Annotated in this window: 18 protein-coding genes; 15 read left to right on the top strand and 3 right to left on the bottom strand. The window is 68.1% G+C overall.

The features are described 5' to 3' along the window. Nucleotides 1–50 precede the first annotated feature (50 nt). Nucleotides 51–779, bottom strand: a complete 729-nt coding sequence (phbB, locus tag MBTS_RS12040; protein ID WP_026176322.1) for an acetoacetyl-CoA reductase — start codon at nt 777–779, stop codon at nt 51–53. 226 nt (nt 780–1,005) lie between these two features. After that, on the bottom strand, nt 1,006–2,187 hold the full coding sequence (locus tag MBTS_RS12035; RefSeq protein ID WP_056143698.1) for an acetyl-CoA C-acetyltransferase: 1,182 nt from the start codon (nt 2,185–2,187) through the stop codon (nt 1,006–1,008). A 326-nt stretch (nt 2,188–2,513) separates the two neighbouring features. On the opposite strand from MBTS_RS12035, the gene phaR reads away from it, so the two are divergent. Continuing rightward, complete coding sequence (gene phaR / locus MBTS_RS12030; RefSeq protein ID WP_056143801.1) at nt 2,514–3,128, top strand: polyhydroxyalkanoate synthesis repressor PhaR; 615 nt, start codon at nt 2,514–2,516, stop codon at nt 3,126–3,128. Between the two features lie 114 nt (nt 3,129–3,242). After that, nucleotides 3,243–3,518 (top strand): hypothetical protein, encoded by a 276-nt coding sequence (locus MBTS_RS12025; protein ID WP_056143693.1) that lies wholly within the window; start codon nt 3,243–3,245, stop codon nt 3,516–3,518. A gap of 97 nt (nt 3,519–3,615) precedes the next feature. Here the strand turns inward: MBTS_RS12025 and rpmF are convergent, their stop codons facing one another. Continuing rightward, nucleotides 3,616–3,804 carry a 50S ribosomal protein L32 gene (gene rpmF / locus MBTS_RS12020; protein WP_018046018.1) on the bottom strand — a complete coding sequence of 63 codons (189 nt, stop codon included), beginning with the start codon at nt 3,802–3,804 and terminating at the stop codon, nt 3,616–3,618. Nucleotides 3,805–4,130: 326 nt separating this feature from the next. Here rpmF and MBTS_RS12015 point away from each other — a divergent pair, with 326 nt between their 5' ends. From MBTS_RS12015 to MBTS_RS11955, 13 genes are all read left to right on the top strand, one after another. Then, nucleotides 4,131–4,511 carry a ComEA family DNA-binding protein gene (locus MBTS_RS12015; RefSeq protein ID WP_056143689.1) on the top strand — a complete coding sequence of 127 codons (381 nt, stop codon included), beginning with the start codon at nt 4,131–4,133 and terminating at the stop codon, nt 4,509–4,511. 107 nt (nt 4,512–4,618) lie between these two features. Then, a complete protein-coding gene (locus MBTS_RS12010; RefSeq protein WP_056143683.1) occupies nt 4,619–5,245 on the top strand; it encodes a ribonuclease D in 627 nt (208 codons plus the stop codon). Between the two features lie 282 nt (nt 5,246–5,527). Further along, complete coding sequence (locus MBTS_RS12005; protein ID WP_018046021.1) at nt 5,528–6,292, top strand: hypothetical protein; 765 nt, start codon at nt 5,528–5,530, stop codon at nt 6,290–6,292. Continuing rightward, nucleotides 6,289–7,029, top strand: coding sequence for an LptA/OstA family protein (locus tag MBTS_RS12000; RefSeq protein WP_192215757.1), 741 nt, complete (start codon nt 6,289–6,291; stop codon nt 7,027–7,029). The genes MBTS_RS12005 and MBTS_RS12000 overlap by 4 nt, the downstream gene beginning before the upstream one ends. A gap of 92 nt (nt 7,030–7,121) precedes the next feature. After that, nucleotides 7,122–7,919, top strand: coding sequence for an LPS export ABC transporter ATP-binding protein (gene lptB / locus MBTS_RS11995; RefSeq protein WP_373321342.1), 798 nt, complete (start codon nt 7,122–7,124; stop codon nt 7,917–7,919). 505 nt (nt 7,920–8,424) lie between these two features. Beyond that, the gene (gene rpoN / locus MBTS_RS11990) at nt 8,425–9,972 is read left to right on the top strand and encodes an RNA polymerase factor sigma-54 (RefSeq protein ID WP_026176325.1); all 1,548 of its coding nucleotides are present in this window, start codon (nt 8,425–8,427) and stop codon (nt 9,970–9,972) included. A 156-nt stretch (nt 9,973–10,128) separates the two neighbouring features. Beyond that, nucleotides 10,129–10,740 (top strand): ribosome hibernation-promoting factor, HPF/YfiA family, encoded by a 612-nt coding sequence (gene hpf, locus MBTS_RS11985; protein ID WP_026176326.1) that lies wholly within the window; start codon nt 10,129–10,131, stop codon nt 10,738–10,740. A 123-nt stretch (nt 10,741–10,863) separates the two neighbouring features. Beyond that, nucleotides 10,864–11,331 (top strand): PTS IIA-like nitrogen regulatory protein PtsN, encoded by a 468-nt coding sequence (gene ptsN, locus MBTS_RS11980; RefSeq protein WP_027171308.1) that lies wholly within the window; start codon nt 10,864–10,866, stop codon nt 11,329–11,331. Between the two features lie 38 nt (nt 11,332–11,369). After that, nucleotides 11,370–11,663, top strand: coding sequence for a hypothetical protein (locus tag MBTS_RS11975; RefSeq protein ID WP_056161150.1), 294 nt, complete (start codon nt 11,370–11,372; stop codon nt 11,661–11,663). Between the two features lie 137 nt (nt 11,664–11,800). Continuing rightward, a complete protein-coding gene (locus tag MBTS_RS11970; protein WP_147830534.1) occupies nt 11,801–13,213 on the top strand; it encodes a Wadjet anti-phage system protein JetA family protein in 1,413 nt (470 codons plus the stop codon). 151 nt (nt 13,214–13,364) lie between these two features. After that, nucleotides 13,365–13,631, top strand: coding sequence for a hypothetical protein (locus MBTS_RS11965; RefSeq protein WP_018046029.1), 267 nt, complete (start codon nt 13,365–13,367; stop codon nt 13,629–13,631). Nucleotides 13,632–13,722: 91 nt separating this feature from the next. Further along, the gene (locus tag MBTS_RS11960; protein ID WP_147830532.1) at nt 13,723–14,358 is read left to right on the top strand and encodes a DUF4194 domain-containing protein; all 636 of its coding nucleotides are present in this window, start codon (nt 13,723–13,725) and stop codon (nt 14,356–14,358) included. Between the two features lie 211 nt (nt 14,359–14,569). Beyond that, on the top strand, nt 14,570–18,025 hold the full coding sequence (locus MBTS_RS11955) for an SbcC/MukB-like Walker B domain-containing protein (RefSeq protein ID WP_192215756.1): 3,456 nt from the start codon (nt 14,570–14,572) through the stop codon (nt 18,023–18,025). Nucleotides 18,026–18,049: the final 24 nt, after the last annotated feature.

Raw genomic sequence — 18,049 nt, 5'->3', positions numbered from 1 at the left:
TGCCCCGTCGCCGGGGCAGGCCTTCTTCCCGTCGATGACGCGAGGCGGCGTCAGGCGATGTACTGGGCGCCGTTGATCGTCAGGGTCGAACCGGTGATGAAGCCCGAATCTTCCGCCGCGAGGTATTCCACCGCGCGGGCGATCTCGGCGGCCTCGCCGAGGCGTCCCACGGGAATCGTCGAGATGATCTTGTTGCGGATGTCCTCCGGCACCGCCATCACCATGTCGGTGGCGATGTAGCCCGGCGCGATCACGTTGACGGTGATGCCCTTCGAGGCGCTCTCCTGGGCCAGCGCCTTGGCGAAACCGATCACGCCGGCCTTGGCGGCCGAGTAGTTGGTCTGGCCGGCCTGGCCCTTCTGGCCGTTGATCGACGAGATCAGGATGATGCGGCCGAAGTTGCGGGCGCGCATTCCCTCGATCACCGGGCGGGTGACCGTGAACATCGAGTCGAGGTTGGTCTTGATGACCGCTTGCCACTTCTCGAAGGTCATCTTGTGGAACGCGCCGTCGCGGGTGATGCCGGCATTGTTCACCAGGATGTCGATCGGGCCGAGTTCGGCCTCGACGGCCTTGATGCCGGCCTCGCAGGCGGCGGCATCGCCGACGTCGAACTTGAAGACCGGGATGCCGGTCTCGGCCTTGAAGGCGTTGGCCGCCTCGTCGTTACCGCCGTAATTGGCGGCGACCTTGTAGCCCTTGGCCTTGAGACCCGTCGAGATCGCGGCACCGATGCCGCGCGTTCCACCCGTGACGAGGGCAATGCGTTCCTGAGCCATGGCTTCCTCCAATTTTCTTTGATGTTCGATGGCGTGCGTCATGCAATTTCTTGCAGATTCTCGGCGCGGGCGGGCTTAGCTCAATCGGCTCCGCCCGCCCATGCCATTTAAATTTGCTGCGTCCTCAAGAATTCTCCAAGACGATGTCCCCAATGTTTGCGGGCATCCTTGAAGATCTGTCACGAGCGCAGAAATTATACTGTATTCAATCGAGCCCGATGGGGCTTCAGACGCGCTCGATGCACATGGCGACGCCCATGCCGCCGCCGATGCAGAGGGTGGCGAGGCCCTTCTTGCCGTCACGACGCTTGAGCTCGTGCAGCAGTGTGACGAGGACGCGGGCGCCGGACGCGCCGATCGGGTGGCCGATGGCGATGGCGCCGCCATTGACGTTCACCTTGTCGGTGTCCCAACCCATGTCCTTGTTCACGGCCAGCGCCTGGGCGGCGAAGGCCTCGTTGGCCTCGATCAGGTCGAGGTCGGAGGGCTTCCAGCCGGCCTTGTCCAGCGCCTTGCGCGAGGCCGGGATCGGGCCCGTGCCCATCACCTTCGGATCGACGCCGGCGGTGGCCCAGGACACGATCCGGGCCAGCGGCGTGATGCCCCGGCGCTCGGCTTCCGAGGCCGACATGAGCACGATGGCGGCAGCGCCGTCGTTGAGGCCGGACGCGTTGGCGGCCGTCACGGTGCCGTCCTTCGAGAAGGCGGGCTTGAGCTTGGCCATCGCCTCGATGGTGGCGCCGTCACGGATGTACTCGTCGGTGTCGACGATGGTGTCGCCCTTGCGGCCCGGAACGGTGACGGGGACGATCTCGTCCTTGAAGCGGCCTTCCTTGCGGGCGGCCTCGGCCTTGTTCTGCGACTTCGTCGCGAACTCGTCCTGCTGCTCGCGGGTGAGCTGGAAGGCCTGGGCCACGTTCTCGGCGGTCGTGCCCATGTGGTAGCCGTTGAAGGCGTCCCAGAGGCCGTCCTTGATCATGGTGTCGACGAGCTTCACGTCACCCATCTTCTGGCCGCCGCGCAGGTACTGCGCGTGGGGGGAGAGCGACATCGATTCCTGGCCGCCGGCCACGATGACCGTGGCGTCGCCATTGGCGATCTGCTGCATGCCGAGAGCGACCGTGCGCAGGCCCGAGCCGCAGACCTGATTGACGCCCCAGGCGGTGGCCTTCTCCGGGATACCGGCCTTGATGGCGGCCTGGCGGGCCGGGTTCTGGCCGGCGCCGGCGGTGAGGACCTGACCGAAGATCACTTCGTCCACGTCGTCGGGAGAGACGCCGGCACGCTCCAGGGCGGCCTTGATGGCGACGGCGCCGAGTTCATGGGCCGGGACGGTGTTGAAGGCACCTCCGAACGAACCCACTGCGGTCCGCGCCGCTCCGACGATGACGATGTCTTCCGCTGCCATTGACGTTCTCCTCTTGAGGGCCGGCGCGACGTTGAAGCCCTCTGATGGGCATGCGCGCTTGAGGCCAACTCAGGCGATGAAAGCGCTGGGCAGGGTGAAGTCAAGCGCGTGCGGAAGGTCGGCGAGTGACCGGCCGGCGTTTGTCACCGGAGGCGCCGCGCGGCGTGTGGCACTATTCTGCGGGGATCGGGGTCAAATTGCTGTTTTCGTCAGCGGGCGAAAGCCTTAAGGTCTGCTCACGCGCAAATACGAATGATACCCGGACGGCGCATCGGGCCTCGAAGGGATTGGGCGCTGGAATGAACGTGTCGGGAAAGGCCACGAGGATGGCGGACAACGGTAAGTCTCAGCAGACCGTCATCAAGAAATACGCGAACCGGCGACTGTATCATACCGGAACCTCGACCTACGTCACGCTCGAGGACCTCTCGACGATGGTCCAGAACGGCGAGGATTTCCTCGTCTACGACGCCCGCTCGGGCGACGACATCACCCGCTCCGTGCTCACGCAGATCATCTTCGAGCAGGAGAACAAGGCCGGCGACGACAATCTGCTGCCGGTGGCCTTCCTGCGCCAGCTCATCCGCTTCTACGGCGACAGCATGCGGACGATGGTGCCGAGCTTTCTCGAATTCTCCATGGCCAATTTCGCCCGAGACCAGGACGGCCTGCGCGAGAAGATGAACCAGAGCTTCGCTCCCAAGGTGTTCCAGAGTGCCATGGAGGAGCAGGTGCGGGCCAACATGAGCTTCTTCGGCGATGCCATGAAGATGTTCACGACCTTCGGCACCGGGCCGCTCTCCGGCATGAAGTCCTCCGCGCCCGGGCCGACGCCGTCCCAGCCTGCGACCCCGGTGGCCGCGCCCGATAGCGACCTCGACGAGTTGAAGCGGCAGATGGCGGAAATGCGCAATCGCCTGGAAGACCTCGCCAAGAAGTAGGCCGGCGACATCGGCGACGGGTCCTCCGACCGCGTCCTGAGAGAGTGCTGACGAACCGTTAACATCGGCCCACCCATTGCGCTTTTCCGCCAGTAACAGGCGGAAGGGCAGCGGGTGGCACAAACCGGCACGGGAAAGCGTACCATAACGGGACGCGGCGTCCCCGAGGGGGACCGCGACACGGCGCGGACGCTCGTGGTCGTCGATGGCGGTGAAACGGTGGCCCGCAAGGCGAGTGACGCCTATGGCAGGCCGAACGCAGAGTTCCTGACCCAACTTCTCGTCAGTTGCGAGCCGACGATGCGCGCCTCTCGGACAGAGCGCATGCGCTCGGCCACGGCTCGTTACGCCGAGACCACGCGGATCGGGACGAACAGGCGCCGCGCCTGATCCGTCGAGGCGGATAACGCAAAAAACCGCCCGAAGGCGGTTCTCGCAGACATCGTCTCGTTCCGGTCCCTGGCGGGACCGTCGACGAAGCGTAGGATCAGGCCTCGGCCGACTTCACCTTGAGGACCTGGCGACCGCGATACATGCCGGTCTTCAGATCGATGTGGTGGGGACGACGCAGCTCGCCCGAATCCTTGTCGGCGACATAGGTCGGGGCCTTGAGGGCGTCGGCGGACCGGCGCATGCCGCGCCGCGAGGGGGAGGTCTTTCGCTTCGGAACGGCCATGGGGTAGTCCTGCTACGACAAAAAGGGTGCACGGGCGCCGCCCCGCGAGGGAAGAGGCAACCTCGGCACCGTGTTCAAACGGAGATTCGATGGCGGCTGTATAGCGGCAGATCGGCCGCCTGGCTAGAGCCGCCCGAGGCCGGACTTCCGAAAATGGCGGATCGATCCGCGAAGGGGCAGCCGGCCCCGGTTCGCGGCGGGGCTCGCGAGGCCGTGAAGTCTCGTTAAGCGCCGGTTCAACCGTCGTGTCCTACCTGCGAATACGGAGACGCCTCAACGAAGACTGCGCCGCCGCATCTCGGGAGATTGCCGTGACTTCATCTCGCATGACTACATCTCTGCTCCGCACCCTGGCCGTGCTGGGCTGCCTCGCGGCGGCTCCCGCCCTCGCCCAGGCGCCGAGCCCCTCGACCTCCACTCCTCCCACCGTCGCACCGAAGGCGCCCACGGCTCCGGCCGCCCCGGCCAAGCCGACGGCGGACAAGCCCGCCGCTCCCGTCGCGCCGGCGGCCAAGACCGATCTCATCGATCTGAACAGCGCCTCGCCCGCCGAACTCGAGGCTCTGCCCGGCATCGGTGCGGCGCGCTCGGCCGCGATCGTCAAGGGCCGCCCCTATCACGGCAAGGATCAGCTCGTGTCGAAGAAGATCCTCACCCAGGGCGTCTATGACGGGATCAAGGACAAAGTCATCGCCAAGCAGAAGTAACCCTTCCGCTCGGGCAACCCGGCGCCGGTCCGGTGCCGGGTTGTTCGCCGGGGGGCACGGTGTTACGCGGCCGGAGACCTCGGTTCCCGCCGGAAGACACAAGCCAGATGCCTCCCCAGCCCATCATCCGCGTCCATCGCGGTGATCTCCCGGCCGATTACGTGCCGGGCACCGCCATCGCCATCGACACCGAGACGCTGGGTCTCAATCCGCATCGGGACCGTCTCTGCGTCGTCCAGATCTCGCGCGGCGACGGCAGTGCCGACGTGGTGCAGATCGTCCCCGGATCGAGTCCGCCCGACATGCTCAAGGGTGTGCTGGCCGATCTGTCGGTGACCAAGATCTTCCATTTCGCCCGTTTCGACCTCGCCGTGCTGTACAAGGCCTTCGGCGTGATGCCGGGGCCGGTCTATTGCACCAAGGTCGCCTCCAAGCTCGCCCGCACCTATACCGACCGGCACGGCCTCAAGGACGTGGTCCGCGAACTCGTGGGCGTCGACCTGTCGAAGCAGCAGCAATCCTCCGATTGGGGCGCCGAATCGCTGAGCCAGGCGCAGGTGGACTATGCCGCCTCCGACGTGCTGCATCTGCATGCGGCGCGCGCCCGCCTCGATGCGATGCTCGACCGTGAGGGACGCACGGATCTCGCGCGGCGCTGTTTCGAGTTCCTGCCCACCCGCTCCCTCCTCGATCTCGAAGGCTGGGCCGAGACCGACATCTTCGCCCACACCTGATCGGGCACGCGCATGCCGCAGGCGGGCACGCGGGGGACGGTGCGGCGGCGCACATCGATCGTGTCGCTGCGATCCCGTCCGGTTGATGATTCCTCAATGCTCCGGTCATAAGGTTCCGGTACGGCCACAACTTCGCCATCGGCCGCGCGCATCCGGCGCTGGACCATGGGGTAAGCGGGTTCCCACGGTTCAGTACATCATGGGCGAGACGTGGCATGTTGCGGGGCGCAACCTGCCGGTGTCCCATCGGATCGGTCAGGCGGAGCGGCTCGGATCATCACCATGCACGGGGTCGACGCCATCGACGCGACAGGGACGACGGGATCGGGCGCGGATGCGCGCCGTCACCGTGCCCATGCGCGGGCTCGCAACCACAGCACGCAGGTGCGCTACCTGCGTCGTCTCATTCCCCTCTCGGCCGGAGCCGCGGTCGTCGCCCTCGCCGTGGTGACGCTGTTCAACCCGTTCGGCAGCGCCCTGCCGGCCGTCACCATGGGGCCGGTCACCCTGTCGGGGACCAAGGTGAAGATGGAGAACCCGCGCCTCTCCGGTTTCCGGAAGGACAACCGGGGCTACGAGGTCATCGCCACGGCCGCCTTCCAGGACGTGCGCAAGCCCACGCTGATCGAACTCCAGGCCATGAAGGGCCATCTCGTCACCGACGATTCGGGCGGGCTCGCCCATATGGAGGCCGCCTCGGGTCTGTTCGATTCGGCACGCGAGACCCTGTCCCTCGAACGCGACATCAAGTTGTGGACCGACAAGGGCGAGGACATCCGCCTCCTGACCGCCGCCATCGACTTCAAGGCCGGGACGGTGAAGTCCGACCAGGCCGTCGCCGTGACGCTTCCCACAGGGACGGTGGCCTCCGACGGTCTCGACATGGTCGATAACGGTCGCGTCATCTCCTTCGTCGGCAATGTCCATGCGGTGTTCCACGGATCGGACAAAGCCGAGAACGCCGGATCCGAGATCAAGCCCGATGTGAAATCGCCGCGCATCCTCACCTCCGCCGCCGAGCCGCAGGATGGGGAGGCACGCCGATGAGCCGTTCCGCGCTGATCTCCACCCTCGCCCTCTGCAGCCTCCTCGCGGCAGGGAGCGCGATGGCGCAGATTCCGTCCGGCACGTCTCCGGCGCCCGCCGCGAAGGCGACCAAGCCGACCGCGCCGGGGAGCACTTTCGGCGCCAGCGGGGGCAAGGAACCGGTCAAGATCGACGCGGACCGGCTCGACGTGTTCGACCGCGAGAACAAGGCGATCTTCGCCGGCAACGTCGTGGCTGTGCAGGGCGACAGCACCATCCGCTGCTCGAGGATGACGGTGCATTACAAGCGCGGCAAGGATGCCAAGCCGGGGGCGCCCGCGCCTGCCGCCGATGGTGCCAAATCGCCGGCCGGCATGGCGGAGAACGGCATCCAGAAGGTGGAATGCGCCGGCCCCGTCACCGTGGTGCAGAACGACCAGGTCGCCACCGGCGACAACGCCGTGTTCGACCAGGAGGCCAAGCGCATCGTGCTCACCGGCAACGTCGTGTTGAGCCAGTGCCAGAACGTCACCCGGGGCAGTCGCCTCGTCTACGACATGAATACCGGCCGGGCGAACATGGACCCGGTGGCCGGCGGCCGCGTCTCGGCGATGTTCGTGCCGCAGAAGGAAGAGGCCGCCAAGGGTGGGGCCAAGGGGTGCGCCCAGCCGGCGAGTGCCGCGGGCAAGCCCGCGCCGAAACCTTCCGAGGCCGGCGCGGAGAAGCCGGCCGCAAAGCCGAGAGCGCAGGCCAATTGACCTCCGCCCTGCCGGTGGCCCCTGCGCCAGACCCGATCAGCTCCCGGATCGCCGATGCGGCTCCTGCAGGAGCCGTGCGCGCGCCCTCCCTCCTGTCGCGCCTCTTTCGCCGCGGCAAGGGGCGGGCGGCGGGCGGTGAGGCTGGCCTGTCCGAGAGTGGCGGCGGTCCGGGCATTCTCCACGTGGAAGGGCTGCGCAAGAGCTACGGCGCGCGCACGGTGGTGCACGAGGCCGGATTGACCGTGCGCAACGGCGAGGCCGTGGGCCTGCTCGGCCCCAACGGCGCGGGCAAGACCACGATCTTCTACATGATCACCGGCCTCGTCTCGGCGGATCGCGGCTCGATCAGTCTCGATGGACTGCCGATCACCCACCTGCCGATGTATCAGCGTGCGCGCCTCGGCATCGGCTACCTGCCGCAGGAAGCCTCGATCTTCCGCGGCCTGTCCGTGGAGGACAACATCCGCGCCGTGCTCGAAGTGGTGGAGCCCAGCCGCAAGGAGCGCGAGCGCAAGCTCGATTCGCTGCTTGAGGAATTCGACATCGCGCGTCTGCGCAAGGCGCCTTCGATCGCGCTGTCGGGCGGCGAGCGGCGTCGCTGCGAGATCGCCCGTGCCCTGGCGACATCGCCGAGCTTCATGCTCCTCGACGAACCCTTCGCCGGCATCGACCCCATCGCGGTGGGCGACATCCAAGATCTGGTGAAGCACCTGAAGCAGCGCGGCATCGGCGTGCTCATCACCGATCACAACGTCCGGGAGACCCTCGGCCTCATCGACCGCGCCTATATCGCCCATTCCGGCCGTATCCTCACCGAGGGCACGCCGGAGGAGATCGTCGCCAACGAGGATGCACGGCGCCTCTATCTCGGCGAGGGGTTTCGGCTCTAAGCAGGTTCGCGTTGGCGCGCCAACGCTTCACGCTGCTTAGCTCTTTGATGTCTCGCAGGTTTTTATCGCAGAACCGGAGGCCACTTCTGCGAAACCTGTTTAGGCCACCGGCCCGATCCGCATCCGCGAATCACGCGCCCGCCCGTGCTGCCCACATCCTCTGCTGCCCAATTTCTCGCCACATTACATGGCGACCAAAAGATGCATGCGTTTTGTGCATGTCTTTAGGCTGGTCGTCCGCGCATGCCAGCGGAGGAGGAATTTAATTTCTCTTTGGTACGAGACAGTTGCGCGAGCATGAGCTGCATCCGTCCAACCCCGGCTGCGCCGAGCCCGATGGTGCGCCGCAGCATCGCGGTGGAAATCGCGCGCATCGCGCTTTGACGGCGACGCAAGATGGCGATAGACCTAGGCGAAGATAAAAAGAAGCAACATTCATGCCGAGCGGCGTAGGGTTCTGTGCGCGCCTTCGGCTGGGCTCACCTGAAGGCGTCGGGGCAACACCATGAGCTTGCTGCAGCGACTGGAAATGCGTCAGGGCCAAGCCCTGGTGATGACGCCACAGCTTCTCCAGGCGATCAAGCTCCTTCAGCTCTCCCAGATCGATCTCGCCACCTATGTGGATGCCGAACTGGAGCGCAATCCGCTCCTGGAGCGCGTCGAGGGCGAGCCGGACGGTGAACGCGCGAACGGCGAGGTGGCCCCGGAGGCCGCGGGCGACGGGGATGGCGAGTTCGACTCGGCCGAGCCCGACAACTGGATGTCGACCGAACTCACGGCCAGCAGCGCCGAGATGGAAAGCGTCCTCGACACCCGTCTCGACAACGTCTTCTCCGATGAGAATCCGAGCCATGCCCGCGAGGCTGCCTCGGGCGACATGCTCACCCTGACTCCGGCGCCCTACGGCAATACCGGCGGCAGCTTCGACGGCGAGGCGCCGGATTTCGAGGCGACCCTGACCTCGGAAGTCTCCCTGCGCGAGCATCTCAGCGCGCAACTCGACCTCGCCACCCGCGATGCCGGCGACAGGCTGATCGCCGGCTTCCTCATCGATGCGGTGGACGATGCCGGCTACATGCGCGAGTCCATCGACGAGGTGGCCGAGCGCCTCGGCGCCAGCCTCGATTCCGTGGCGCGGGTGCTCAAGCTGATCCAGACCTTCGACCCGCCGGGTATCGCCGCCCGCGATCTCGCCGAATGTCTGAGCCTGCAGCTGCGCGAGCGTGACCGGTTCGATCCGGCGATGCAGGCCCTGGTCTCCCGCCTCGACCTCGTGGCCAAGCGCGACTTCCCGAGCCTGCGCCGGCTCTGCGGCGTCGACGACGAGGATCTCGTCGACATGCTGGCCGAACTGCGCCGCCTCGACCCGAAGCCCGGGCGGGCCTTCGGCTCGCGCGCCGTGGAGGTGCTGATCCCCGACGTGTTCGTCCGGGCGGCCTCCGACGGCTCCTGGCTGGTGGAGCTCAATGCCGAGGCGCTGCCGCGCGTTCTGGTGAACCAGAGCTACTATGCCCGCGTCTCGCGCGGGGCGGCGGCCGAGGGCGACAAGGCGTTCCTGTCCGAATGCCTGCAGACCGCCAACTGGCTCACCCGCAGCCTGGAGCAGCGGGCGCGCACCATCCTCAAGGTCGCCTCGGAGATCGTCCGCCAGCAGGACGCCTTCTTCGTGAACGGCGTGGCGCATCTGCGCCCCCTCAACCTCAAGACGGTCGCCGAGGCCATCGGCATGCACGAATCCACCGTGTCGCGGGTCACCTCCAACAAATCCATCGGCACCAGCCGGGGCACCCTGGAGATGAAATACTTCTTCACCGCCGCCATTCCGGGGGCGGCGGGCACGGCTTCGCATTCCTCCGAGGCGGTGCGCCACCGCATCAAGCAGCTCGTGGACGGCGAGGCGACCGGCGACGTGCTCTCGGACGACGCCCTGGTGCAGAAGCTCCGCGACGAGGGCATCGACATCGCCCGCCGCACCGTGGCGAAATATCGGGAATCCCTGCGCATCCCCTCGTCCATCGAGCGCCGCCGCGAGCATTTCGCCTACGCCCGCTGAGGGCTGCCGCGTTCTGCGGATGACGTCTGCCCGCCGGGGCAAGCTTCAGGCTCTCCCGCCTGTCACCTCCCGTGCAATGCCGGTTCGCCATTCCGTTGACTTCTCCTCCCGGGGCTCCTTTACTTGCCTCCCGAACGCAACAAAACCGGAGGATACATGGGGTCATTGCGCGTCACAGGCCACGGCCTGGACCTCGGCGAAGCCCTTCGCGGGCGTGTCGAAGAGCGAATGGCCGCCACCTTGTCGAAATATCTCGACAGCCACATGAACGGCACCTGTTCCGGCCATGTGACGCTTCGACGGGATGGGACGGCCTACCGTACCGATTGTGTGCTTCACCTCGTCTCGGGCCTGACGCTCGAAGCGTCCGCCGCTTCGCACGACGCGCATTCGAGCTTCGAGCAGACGGCGGACAAGCTCGAGAAGCGCCTGAGGCGCTACAAGCACCGGCTCAAGGATCATGGCGCCGCCCTGCATGAGGGCGCCACCGTCCAGGCGGCCTACGCCGTCTTCGCCGCGCCGAGCGACGCGGAAGAGGATGTGATCGACGACGATCTCGCCGAGGACGAGGAGGCGCATCCGCCCGTGGTCGCCGAGAGCACCAGGGCGCTCAAGCGCCACTCGGTGAGCGAGGCGGTCACCGCCCTCGATCTCACGGGGGCACCGGTCATCGTGTTCGTTCACGCTGGTACCGGCCGCATCAACGTCGTATACCGCCGCAGTGACGGAGCGATCGGTTGGGTGGATCCGCCGGAGGCGGCAGCTTAACGCGCTCTGCCGGCCGCGTGCCGACCATCGGCCGCCTCGGGATGCGTGGGGACCACGCATCCGCAGCGCTAATGTAGACGAGCGGGGGCCGGTGGGTCGCCGCCGATGGGGCGATGGTCCTTTATGCCGATTCTGGAATTCCTGAGTCCGGATTCCGTGGTGACCTCTCTGCGCGCTCGCGCGAAGAAGCAGATCCTCCAGGAATTGAGCACCCATGCGGTGCGCCAGCTTCCCGCTCTGGACGAGCGTGAGGTGTTCGAGACTCTCCTGCAGCGCGAGCGCCTCGGCTCCACGGGCATCGGCGACGGCGTCGCCATTCCCCATGGCAAGCTTCCGGGCCTCGACCGGCTGTTCGGCCTCGTGGCACGGCTGGAGAAGCCGGTGGATTTCGAATCCCTCGACGGTCAGCCGATCGACATCGCCTTTCTCCTCCTCGCCCCGGAGGGCGCGGGCGCGGAGCATCTCAAGGCGCTGGCCCAGGTGGCGCGGCTCCTGCGCGAACCGGGCGTTCTCGACCGGATCCGGGCCGCGAGGGACGCCAGCGCACTCTACGCGCTCCTGACGCAGCCTACGAAATCCGAGGCGGCATGATCCCGATGGACGTGAAGGCGAAGTGGGCGGCGGCCGCGATGGCGGGGCTCGTCCTGTCGCTCACGCCGGCGCGGGCCGACGTGACCTGCGCCCGCGACGTGCTCGTGGCCAACTCGATGCAGCGTCAGGCCATCGACCAGCTCGAGCAGGCGGATGGCGACGATGCCAACCGCTGCCGGGTCTGGCGCCGCCACGTGGAGACCATGCGCCGGGTCGCCAGCGTCTACGGTCGCTGCCTGTCGGGGGCCGAGCGCGCCGCCAAGCTCGCCGAGGTGCAGACCTCGGAGAAGGATTTCTCCGGCATCATCCGGACGCGCTGCCGCGGGCTGTAGTACGTCGGCCCGAATGGCCGGAACCTGGTTTTCAGACGGGCCGATGCTGCAAGGGTAGGGTGCGCTCGGCACACAGGCCGTTACGGCCGGTCGATTGACTCCGGCCTGTTGCACTGGCTGTCCTCACCAGCGCCGCCATGCTGTTCACCCGCCTCCCCGACGATCTGTTCAAGCCGCTCGCCTCGCCGAGCCGGGCCTTCAACGCGGCGCTGCTGCTGCATCTGCATGCCAGGGTGTTCGCCGAGACCACCGAACCCCTGCGCAAGAGCGAGCTGCTCGCCTCCATCGGTGATTTCTCCGCCGACTGGTCCCAGGGCGAGATCGCCGACGACGAGGCCACGCCGGTCGATCCGGTGGAGCGACGCTCGGCGGTCTACCGGCGGCTTCTCGACGCCGGCTGGCTGGTGGAACGGCGCGAGCGCTACGTGCCGGTGGTCGATTTCGATCCGGATGCCCGCCTCGTCATCGAGGAACTCGCCCGTCTCGACCGAGGCGAGACCCGCTCCTATGGCGGCGCGGTACTGGAGGTACTGGGTAGCCTGGAGAGCGCGGTGGCCAACCCGGCCGAACGTTCGGAGGCCCTGGTCAATGCGGCCAAGGCCTCGCGCGCCTTCCTCGGACATCTGCGCAGCCTCGCCGGCTCGATGCGCAAGATCGAGGAGCGGATCCTGCGCGAGGAAGACCAGGGCGTCGCGTTCCGCCTCTATTTCGAGGAGTTCGTCGCGCGCCATCTCGTCAGCGACTACCGCACCCTGCACACGCGCCTGAACCCGTTCCGCTTCCGCTCCGGCATCGTCCGCGAGGCGGGCCGCGCCCTGCGCGACGACCTCACCCTGCGGGCTCTCGCCGAAGCGGGGCTGCGCGAAGGGAGGGCACAGGACCTGTCCCTGGCCGAGCGGGCGGTACGGGCGGATCTCGCCGAAATCCTCTCGATCTTCGAGGGGCTCGACCGGCATCTCGACGCCGTGGCCGACATCGTGGCACGCCTTGAGCGCCGGATCGCGGCGGCCCTGCGCTACACCGACCATCGCGATTCCGACCGGATCGAGCGTACCGCCGCGGCGTTGCGGGCGGTGGGCGCCGCCGAATGGTCGGAGACCGGTCCCTTCGCCGAGGTCTCGCTCCTGCGTCCGCCCATCGGCGAGCCGCATCTCTACACCCCCCGCATGCGGCGCGCGGCGATCCTGTCCGAGCCGCTGCCGGAGATCCATCTCGACCCTGCCATCGAGGCCTTCATCCTGGCCAAGGACGCCTTCCGCCAGCGGGTGATGGTGACGCCGGAGCGCGTCATCGCCTTCGTCGAGCGCAAGCTCGGGGCGAGCCCCGCCGTCCGGGGTTCCGAGATCGTGGTGGCGGATGTGGACGAGTTCGTGGTGTTCCAGCGCCTGCGCGAGATCGACGTGCTGTTCGACGGCATCCTGACCACGCGCTACCGCCTCTCGCGGGTCGCGGGCCGCGTCTCCAACGGCTGGCTCGACTGCCCGGACTTCCTGGTGGAGCGCCGAAACCCGGCGTTCCGCCCGGCATCGGTTCGCCCACGCGGCGCCTGAGCGGGGACGAACTCCGCATCGGGTCACAATCGGTGACGATCTTGGACCGCCGCCTGATCACATTGATGTTTCCGGACTTGGCAGACGTTGGAAGGGGGATCATGCTTGCCGAAGGCCCGCCGAAGATGCGGGAATACCGGGAGATACGCCGATGACATCCGGGAAATGCTTGATCAAGTCCGCCTGGATCGCGGTCGAGGTGGGCAAGGAGAGATCCGAGCGCGTGCTCGTGGTCGAGACCTATATCGCCGTCAGTCCGCTGGAACGGAACTTCGACCCCTCCCGCTACGACCGGGTCGTGGCGGAGGTCCAGCGCGTGCTCGCCGAGAATCCGTCCATCGACCGCGCCTCGATCCTGAGCATGCACCGCGACACCCAATGCCTCTCGCTGTTCAAGGCGACCCAGCAGGCGGCATGAACGCCGGGCCTTTGTGAAAGGACCGCGATCCGGGTAACGAGGCGCCACGGCGGGACGGGTGTTCCGCCTCAACGCTTCATGGATTGTCGGGATGATCGAGGCCTTCCGCGCCATCGTCGACGGCGACGAGCCTCCGCCTCCGGGGACGCGCGCGCCCTCCGGGGAGGATCTGACGCGGGCGCTCCAGGTGCTGCTCAAGAGCCAATGCATCTATTCCGACACCCCCGGCATCGGGCGCTCCTACGAGCTTGCCCGGCACTACGCGCCCTTCTTCAAGAGCTACTTCGCCTGCCTCGGATACGGGGTCGAGGTTTCGCCCCGCGACCAGATGGTGTTCCTGCGCGTGCCCCCGGACGGTGTGCGCCACGACGGCCAGGCCGAACGCCTGCGCAAGGACGAGACCCTCGTCCTTCTCGCCCTGCGTCTCGCCTACGAGGAGGGGCTGCGCGCGCACCGCGTCACCACCGACGGCGTGGTCGAATGCACCACCGACGACATCGCCGAATCGATCCGCACCGCCGCCCGGAGCGAGGCGCCGGAGGAGGCGCGCCTCACCGAAATCCTCCGCCTCTTCGCCCGCAAGGGCGCCCTGCGCCTGGGGGAGCGCGACAAGGCCGAGAAGATCACGCCGCTGATGCTTCTACCGGGCATCGCCGTGCTCTCGCCCGATGCCTGGATGGAACAGGTCCGCGCCTGGGCCGCGGCGCGCCTCGACGACGACGGCTGAAAGCGGGTCACCGGGGCCGGCGAACGCGCCGATGTCGGCCTTCGGTCGGGATCGGGGCTGCTTAATAAAAGATTTCACATGAAAACATTCCGGTGCGCGGGGACGGACCGTCCCGCCCCTATAGGAGGTGACGCTGCGACCCGACTTGCATCGCGAGCCGACGGCGTCCATGCCGGGCGACCGACACGCCCCGCAGGGAGCCGCCCGACCGGTGTACCGCCTCACCGACATCGTCCTCTCCAACTGGTACCTGATCCGGCGCGAGCAGATCCGCATCCGGGGGGCGGCTGCCCTGGTGGGGCCGACGGGCGCCGGCAAATCGACGATCTTCGATGCCGTTGGAACGGTGCTGGCCGGCAACAATGCCAGCCGCCTCGCCCTCAACGCCTCCGCCTCGGGGCGCAGCGCCCGCACGGTCCGCGATTACTGCCTCGGCTGGATCAGCGACCCGGCCGAGGGCGGACGCCCGACCCGCGAGGCCTGCGAGACCCTGATCGTTCTGGTCTTCGAGAACGAGACCACCGGCCGCGTCGTCTCGGTGGGCCTCGCTTTGGCGGCCCGTGCCGAGGACAGCCGCGAGACCACGCTGTCGCGCTTCATCGCGGTCGGCCATCGCTTCGAGATCGCCGATTACGTCCGCGAGACCGCGGAGGGCAGCTTCGTCGCGCCCTGGCCGGAGATCGCCAAGAACCTGCGCATCCAGGCCGACCGGTTCGAGGAATTCCGCTCGTCGGGCGAGCGCTTCACCGCCGAATTGCTGGCGCTGATGCGCGAGGGGGCGTCGAGTCCGGAGCCACGGCATTTCCTGCGCACCTTCTCCAACGCCGTGGCGTTCAAGCCGATCTTCGATTCCTCCGCCTTCGTGCGCTCCTTCGTGCTCGAACCGGAGCCCCTGGACGTCGCCCGCATCCGCCAGTCGGTGGAGAACTGGCGCCGCCTGCTGGAGACGATCGAGGAGTTGGAGCGCCGGCTCACGCATCTCGGGCGCATCCTGAAGCGCTACGAGACCTGGGCCGAGGCCAGCCTCTCGGCCACCCTCGACGATCTGCGCGCCGCTGGCGCCGATCTGCGCCGGCGCATCCTCGATTACGCGACCGCCCGCTCCAGGCTCGGCGAGGTAGCCGAGCGCCTGCGCATCGCCCGCGAGAGTGTGGCCACCAGCCAGGGGTTCGTGCGCGAGATCGACGGGGAAATCGCCGGCAAGAAGGCGATGCTCGCCGGGAGCCAGGGGGAGGGGCGGCTCGCCGCCTCCAATGCCGGCCTCGCCATGCTGGCGCGCGACAAGCGCGACCTCTCCGCCCGCGTCGCCGACCTCGTTGGGATGGTGCAGGAGGCGGGCAAGCTCAACACCCTGTTCTCCGAGATTCAGCGGATCGATCCCGACGCCGCCCGGATCGTGGCCGCGTGCTCGCGCTCCGGCCTGCGCCGTGAGGCGCCCCCGGAGGAATCCCTGCGCCTCGACGGCCCCCTCGGCGGGTTGATCGAGATGCTCGCGGCCCTGCCCGACATCGCCACCCCCCTCGACACCGCCGCCGAGGATATGGCCCTGCGCGCCCGGGCCCAGGAGAAGGAGGCGCAGGCCCTCTCGGCCGAGATCGGCACCGGGCGGACGGGCGGCGCCCGCCTCTCCTCCGACACGGCGGGCTTTCGCGACGAGCTGGCCCGGCTGGGGATCGAGGCCACGCCGATCTGCGAGCTCGCCGAGATCACCGATCCGAAATGGGGGCCGGCCCTGGAGGGCCTGCTCGGCGGCGCCCGCGAGGCCCTGGTGGTGGAGCCGGACAGGCTCAACGAAGCCTTCGCCCATCTCGAAGCCCGCAAGAGCCAGTTCTACCGCTGCCTGCTGGTCAAGACCACCGACACCGCGCGGCGCCGGGGCGGGCGCGACGACGAGGGGCCGATCTCGCTGATCGAGACCCGCGATCCTCACGCCCAGGCCTTCCTCGCCGCGCGTCTCGGGGGCTACGATCTCGCCCCGAACGACGCGGCCCTCGCCCATATGAGCCGCGCCGTGGCGCCGAGCGGCCGCTCCACCTCGGGCATGGCCTATTCCGTGGTGCGGCCGGTCCAATTGATGATGACGCGGGGCAGCCGCGGCCCCACGGCGGAGGGACGGCAGAACCTGGAGCGCGCGGTGGCCGAGGCGCGGCGCCTGCGCGGTGAGGCGGGCGTGCTGCGCGAGGCCGCCCGCATCGCCGCCATGCTGCGGGTCCGCCTCGCGGAAGCGAATCTCGACATCGTCTCCCTGCGCCAGGAGGCCGACGCCATGGAAGGGCGCCGGCGCAGCCTCACCACCGAGCGTGAGGCCGTGGAGAAGGCGGATACCGGCGCGCTGGAGGCCGAGATCAAGGAACTCGCCAAGGAGCGCTCGGCCTATCTCACGGAACTGGTTCAGGTTCTGGAGCCCAAGCGCGACGCGCTGCTCGGCGAGGAAGCGGGGCTGAAGGCGAAGGTCGCCACCGCGCGGGAGGCGATACGGGGCGCGCTCCAGGCGAGGCGCAGCGCCCATGCGCGCTGGATCGCCGGTGATTCCGTCCGCATCCGACTCGTCCGGCCGGCCGGGTTCGATCCGCTGGCGGTGGCGAAGGCCCGGGCCGACGCCGCAGGTCTCGAATCCAAGGAACTGGCGGCTTTGGCCAATGCGGCGCGCGGCGCCGCCCGCGAGGCGATGGAGACGGCGCGCACGCAAGGCCGTGCCGCCGAGCGCGATCTCGCCGAATATTGCGTGCAATGGCGGATCGAGAACCCGCTCGGCAACGGCGACGCCCCGGCCTCCTTCGGTTTCTCTTGGGTCGCCCGCGCCCATGACGAGGTGGCGGGCCACGAGTTGCGGCGCTATCGCGACCAGGCGGTGCGGGCAGAGGGCGAGATGCGCCGCCTCATGACTGAGGACCTGCTGACGCGCCTCGCCGACAAGTTCGAGCGGGTCCGCACCCGCCTCGACGCCCTGAACGAACGCCTCTCCACCCAGACCTTCACCGGCCAGACCTACGCGTTCGAGGCGACCGTCGACCGCCGCTACGCCGCCGTGCATGCCCTCGCCACAGAGGTGGCTCGCTCGGCCGACGCGGCGCAGGCGATTCTGCCGGGGGAAGGCGAGGAAGCGCCTTCGGGGCCGCTCGCCGCCGCCATCGAGGAGATCACCGCCCTGATCGCCGGGGACGAGAGCGCGGCGCGGCTCGCCGATTACCGCAACTATTTCGTCTACGAGATCGGCATGCGCGACAAGGCGGGCAACCGCACCACCATGTCGAACCGGGCCCTGCGCGGCTCGGGCGGCGAGGCGCAGGCGCCGTTCTACGTGGCCATCGCCGCCTCGCTCGCCTCGGCCTATTACCCCGGCGACCGGCCCGGCGACGAGAATCCCGGTCTGGGCCTCTGCCTCCTCGACGAGGCCTTCTCCAAACTCGACGTGCGCAACTCGCAGGCCCTGGTGGACCTCTATCAGGCCTGGGGGCTGCAACTCCTCATCGCCGCCCCGGAAGACAAGCGCACCACGCTCACCGAGGTGATGGACACCATCGTCACCGTCTATAAGAGCCCGGACCTGACCTCGGTGCGGATCGAAGCCGAGCATCCGCTGGAGACGGCCAAGCGCGCGCTGGCGGCCATCAACCCGGAGCGGCAGGGAATCGAGACGTTCCGGGTCTCCGACGCGGCGGAGTGAGGGGGGTATCCTCCCTCAATGCGC

The organism is Methylobacterium bullatum (genome assembly GCF_014845095.1).
GTDB classification, from domain to species: Bacteria; Pseudomonadota; Alphaproteobacteria; order Rhizobiales; family Beijerinckiaceae; genus Methylobacterium; species Methylobacterium bullatum.
The sequence above is the reverse complement of the archived record's forward strand: the minus strand, read 5'-3'. Positions and strand labels throughout refer to the sequence as shown.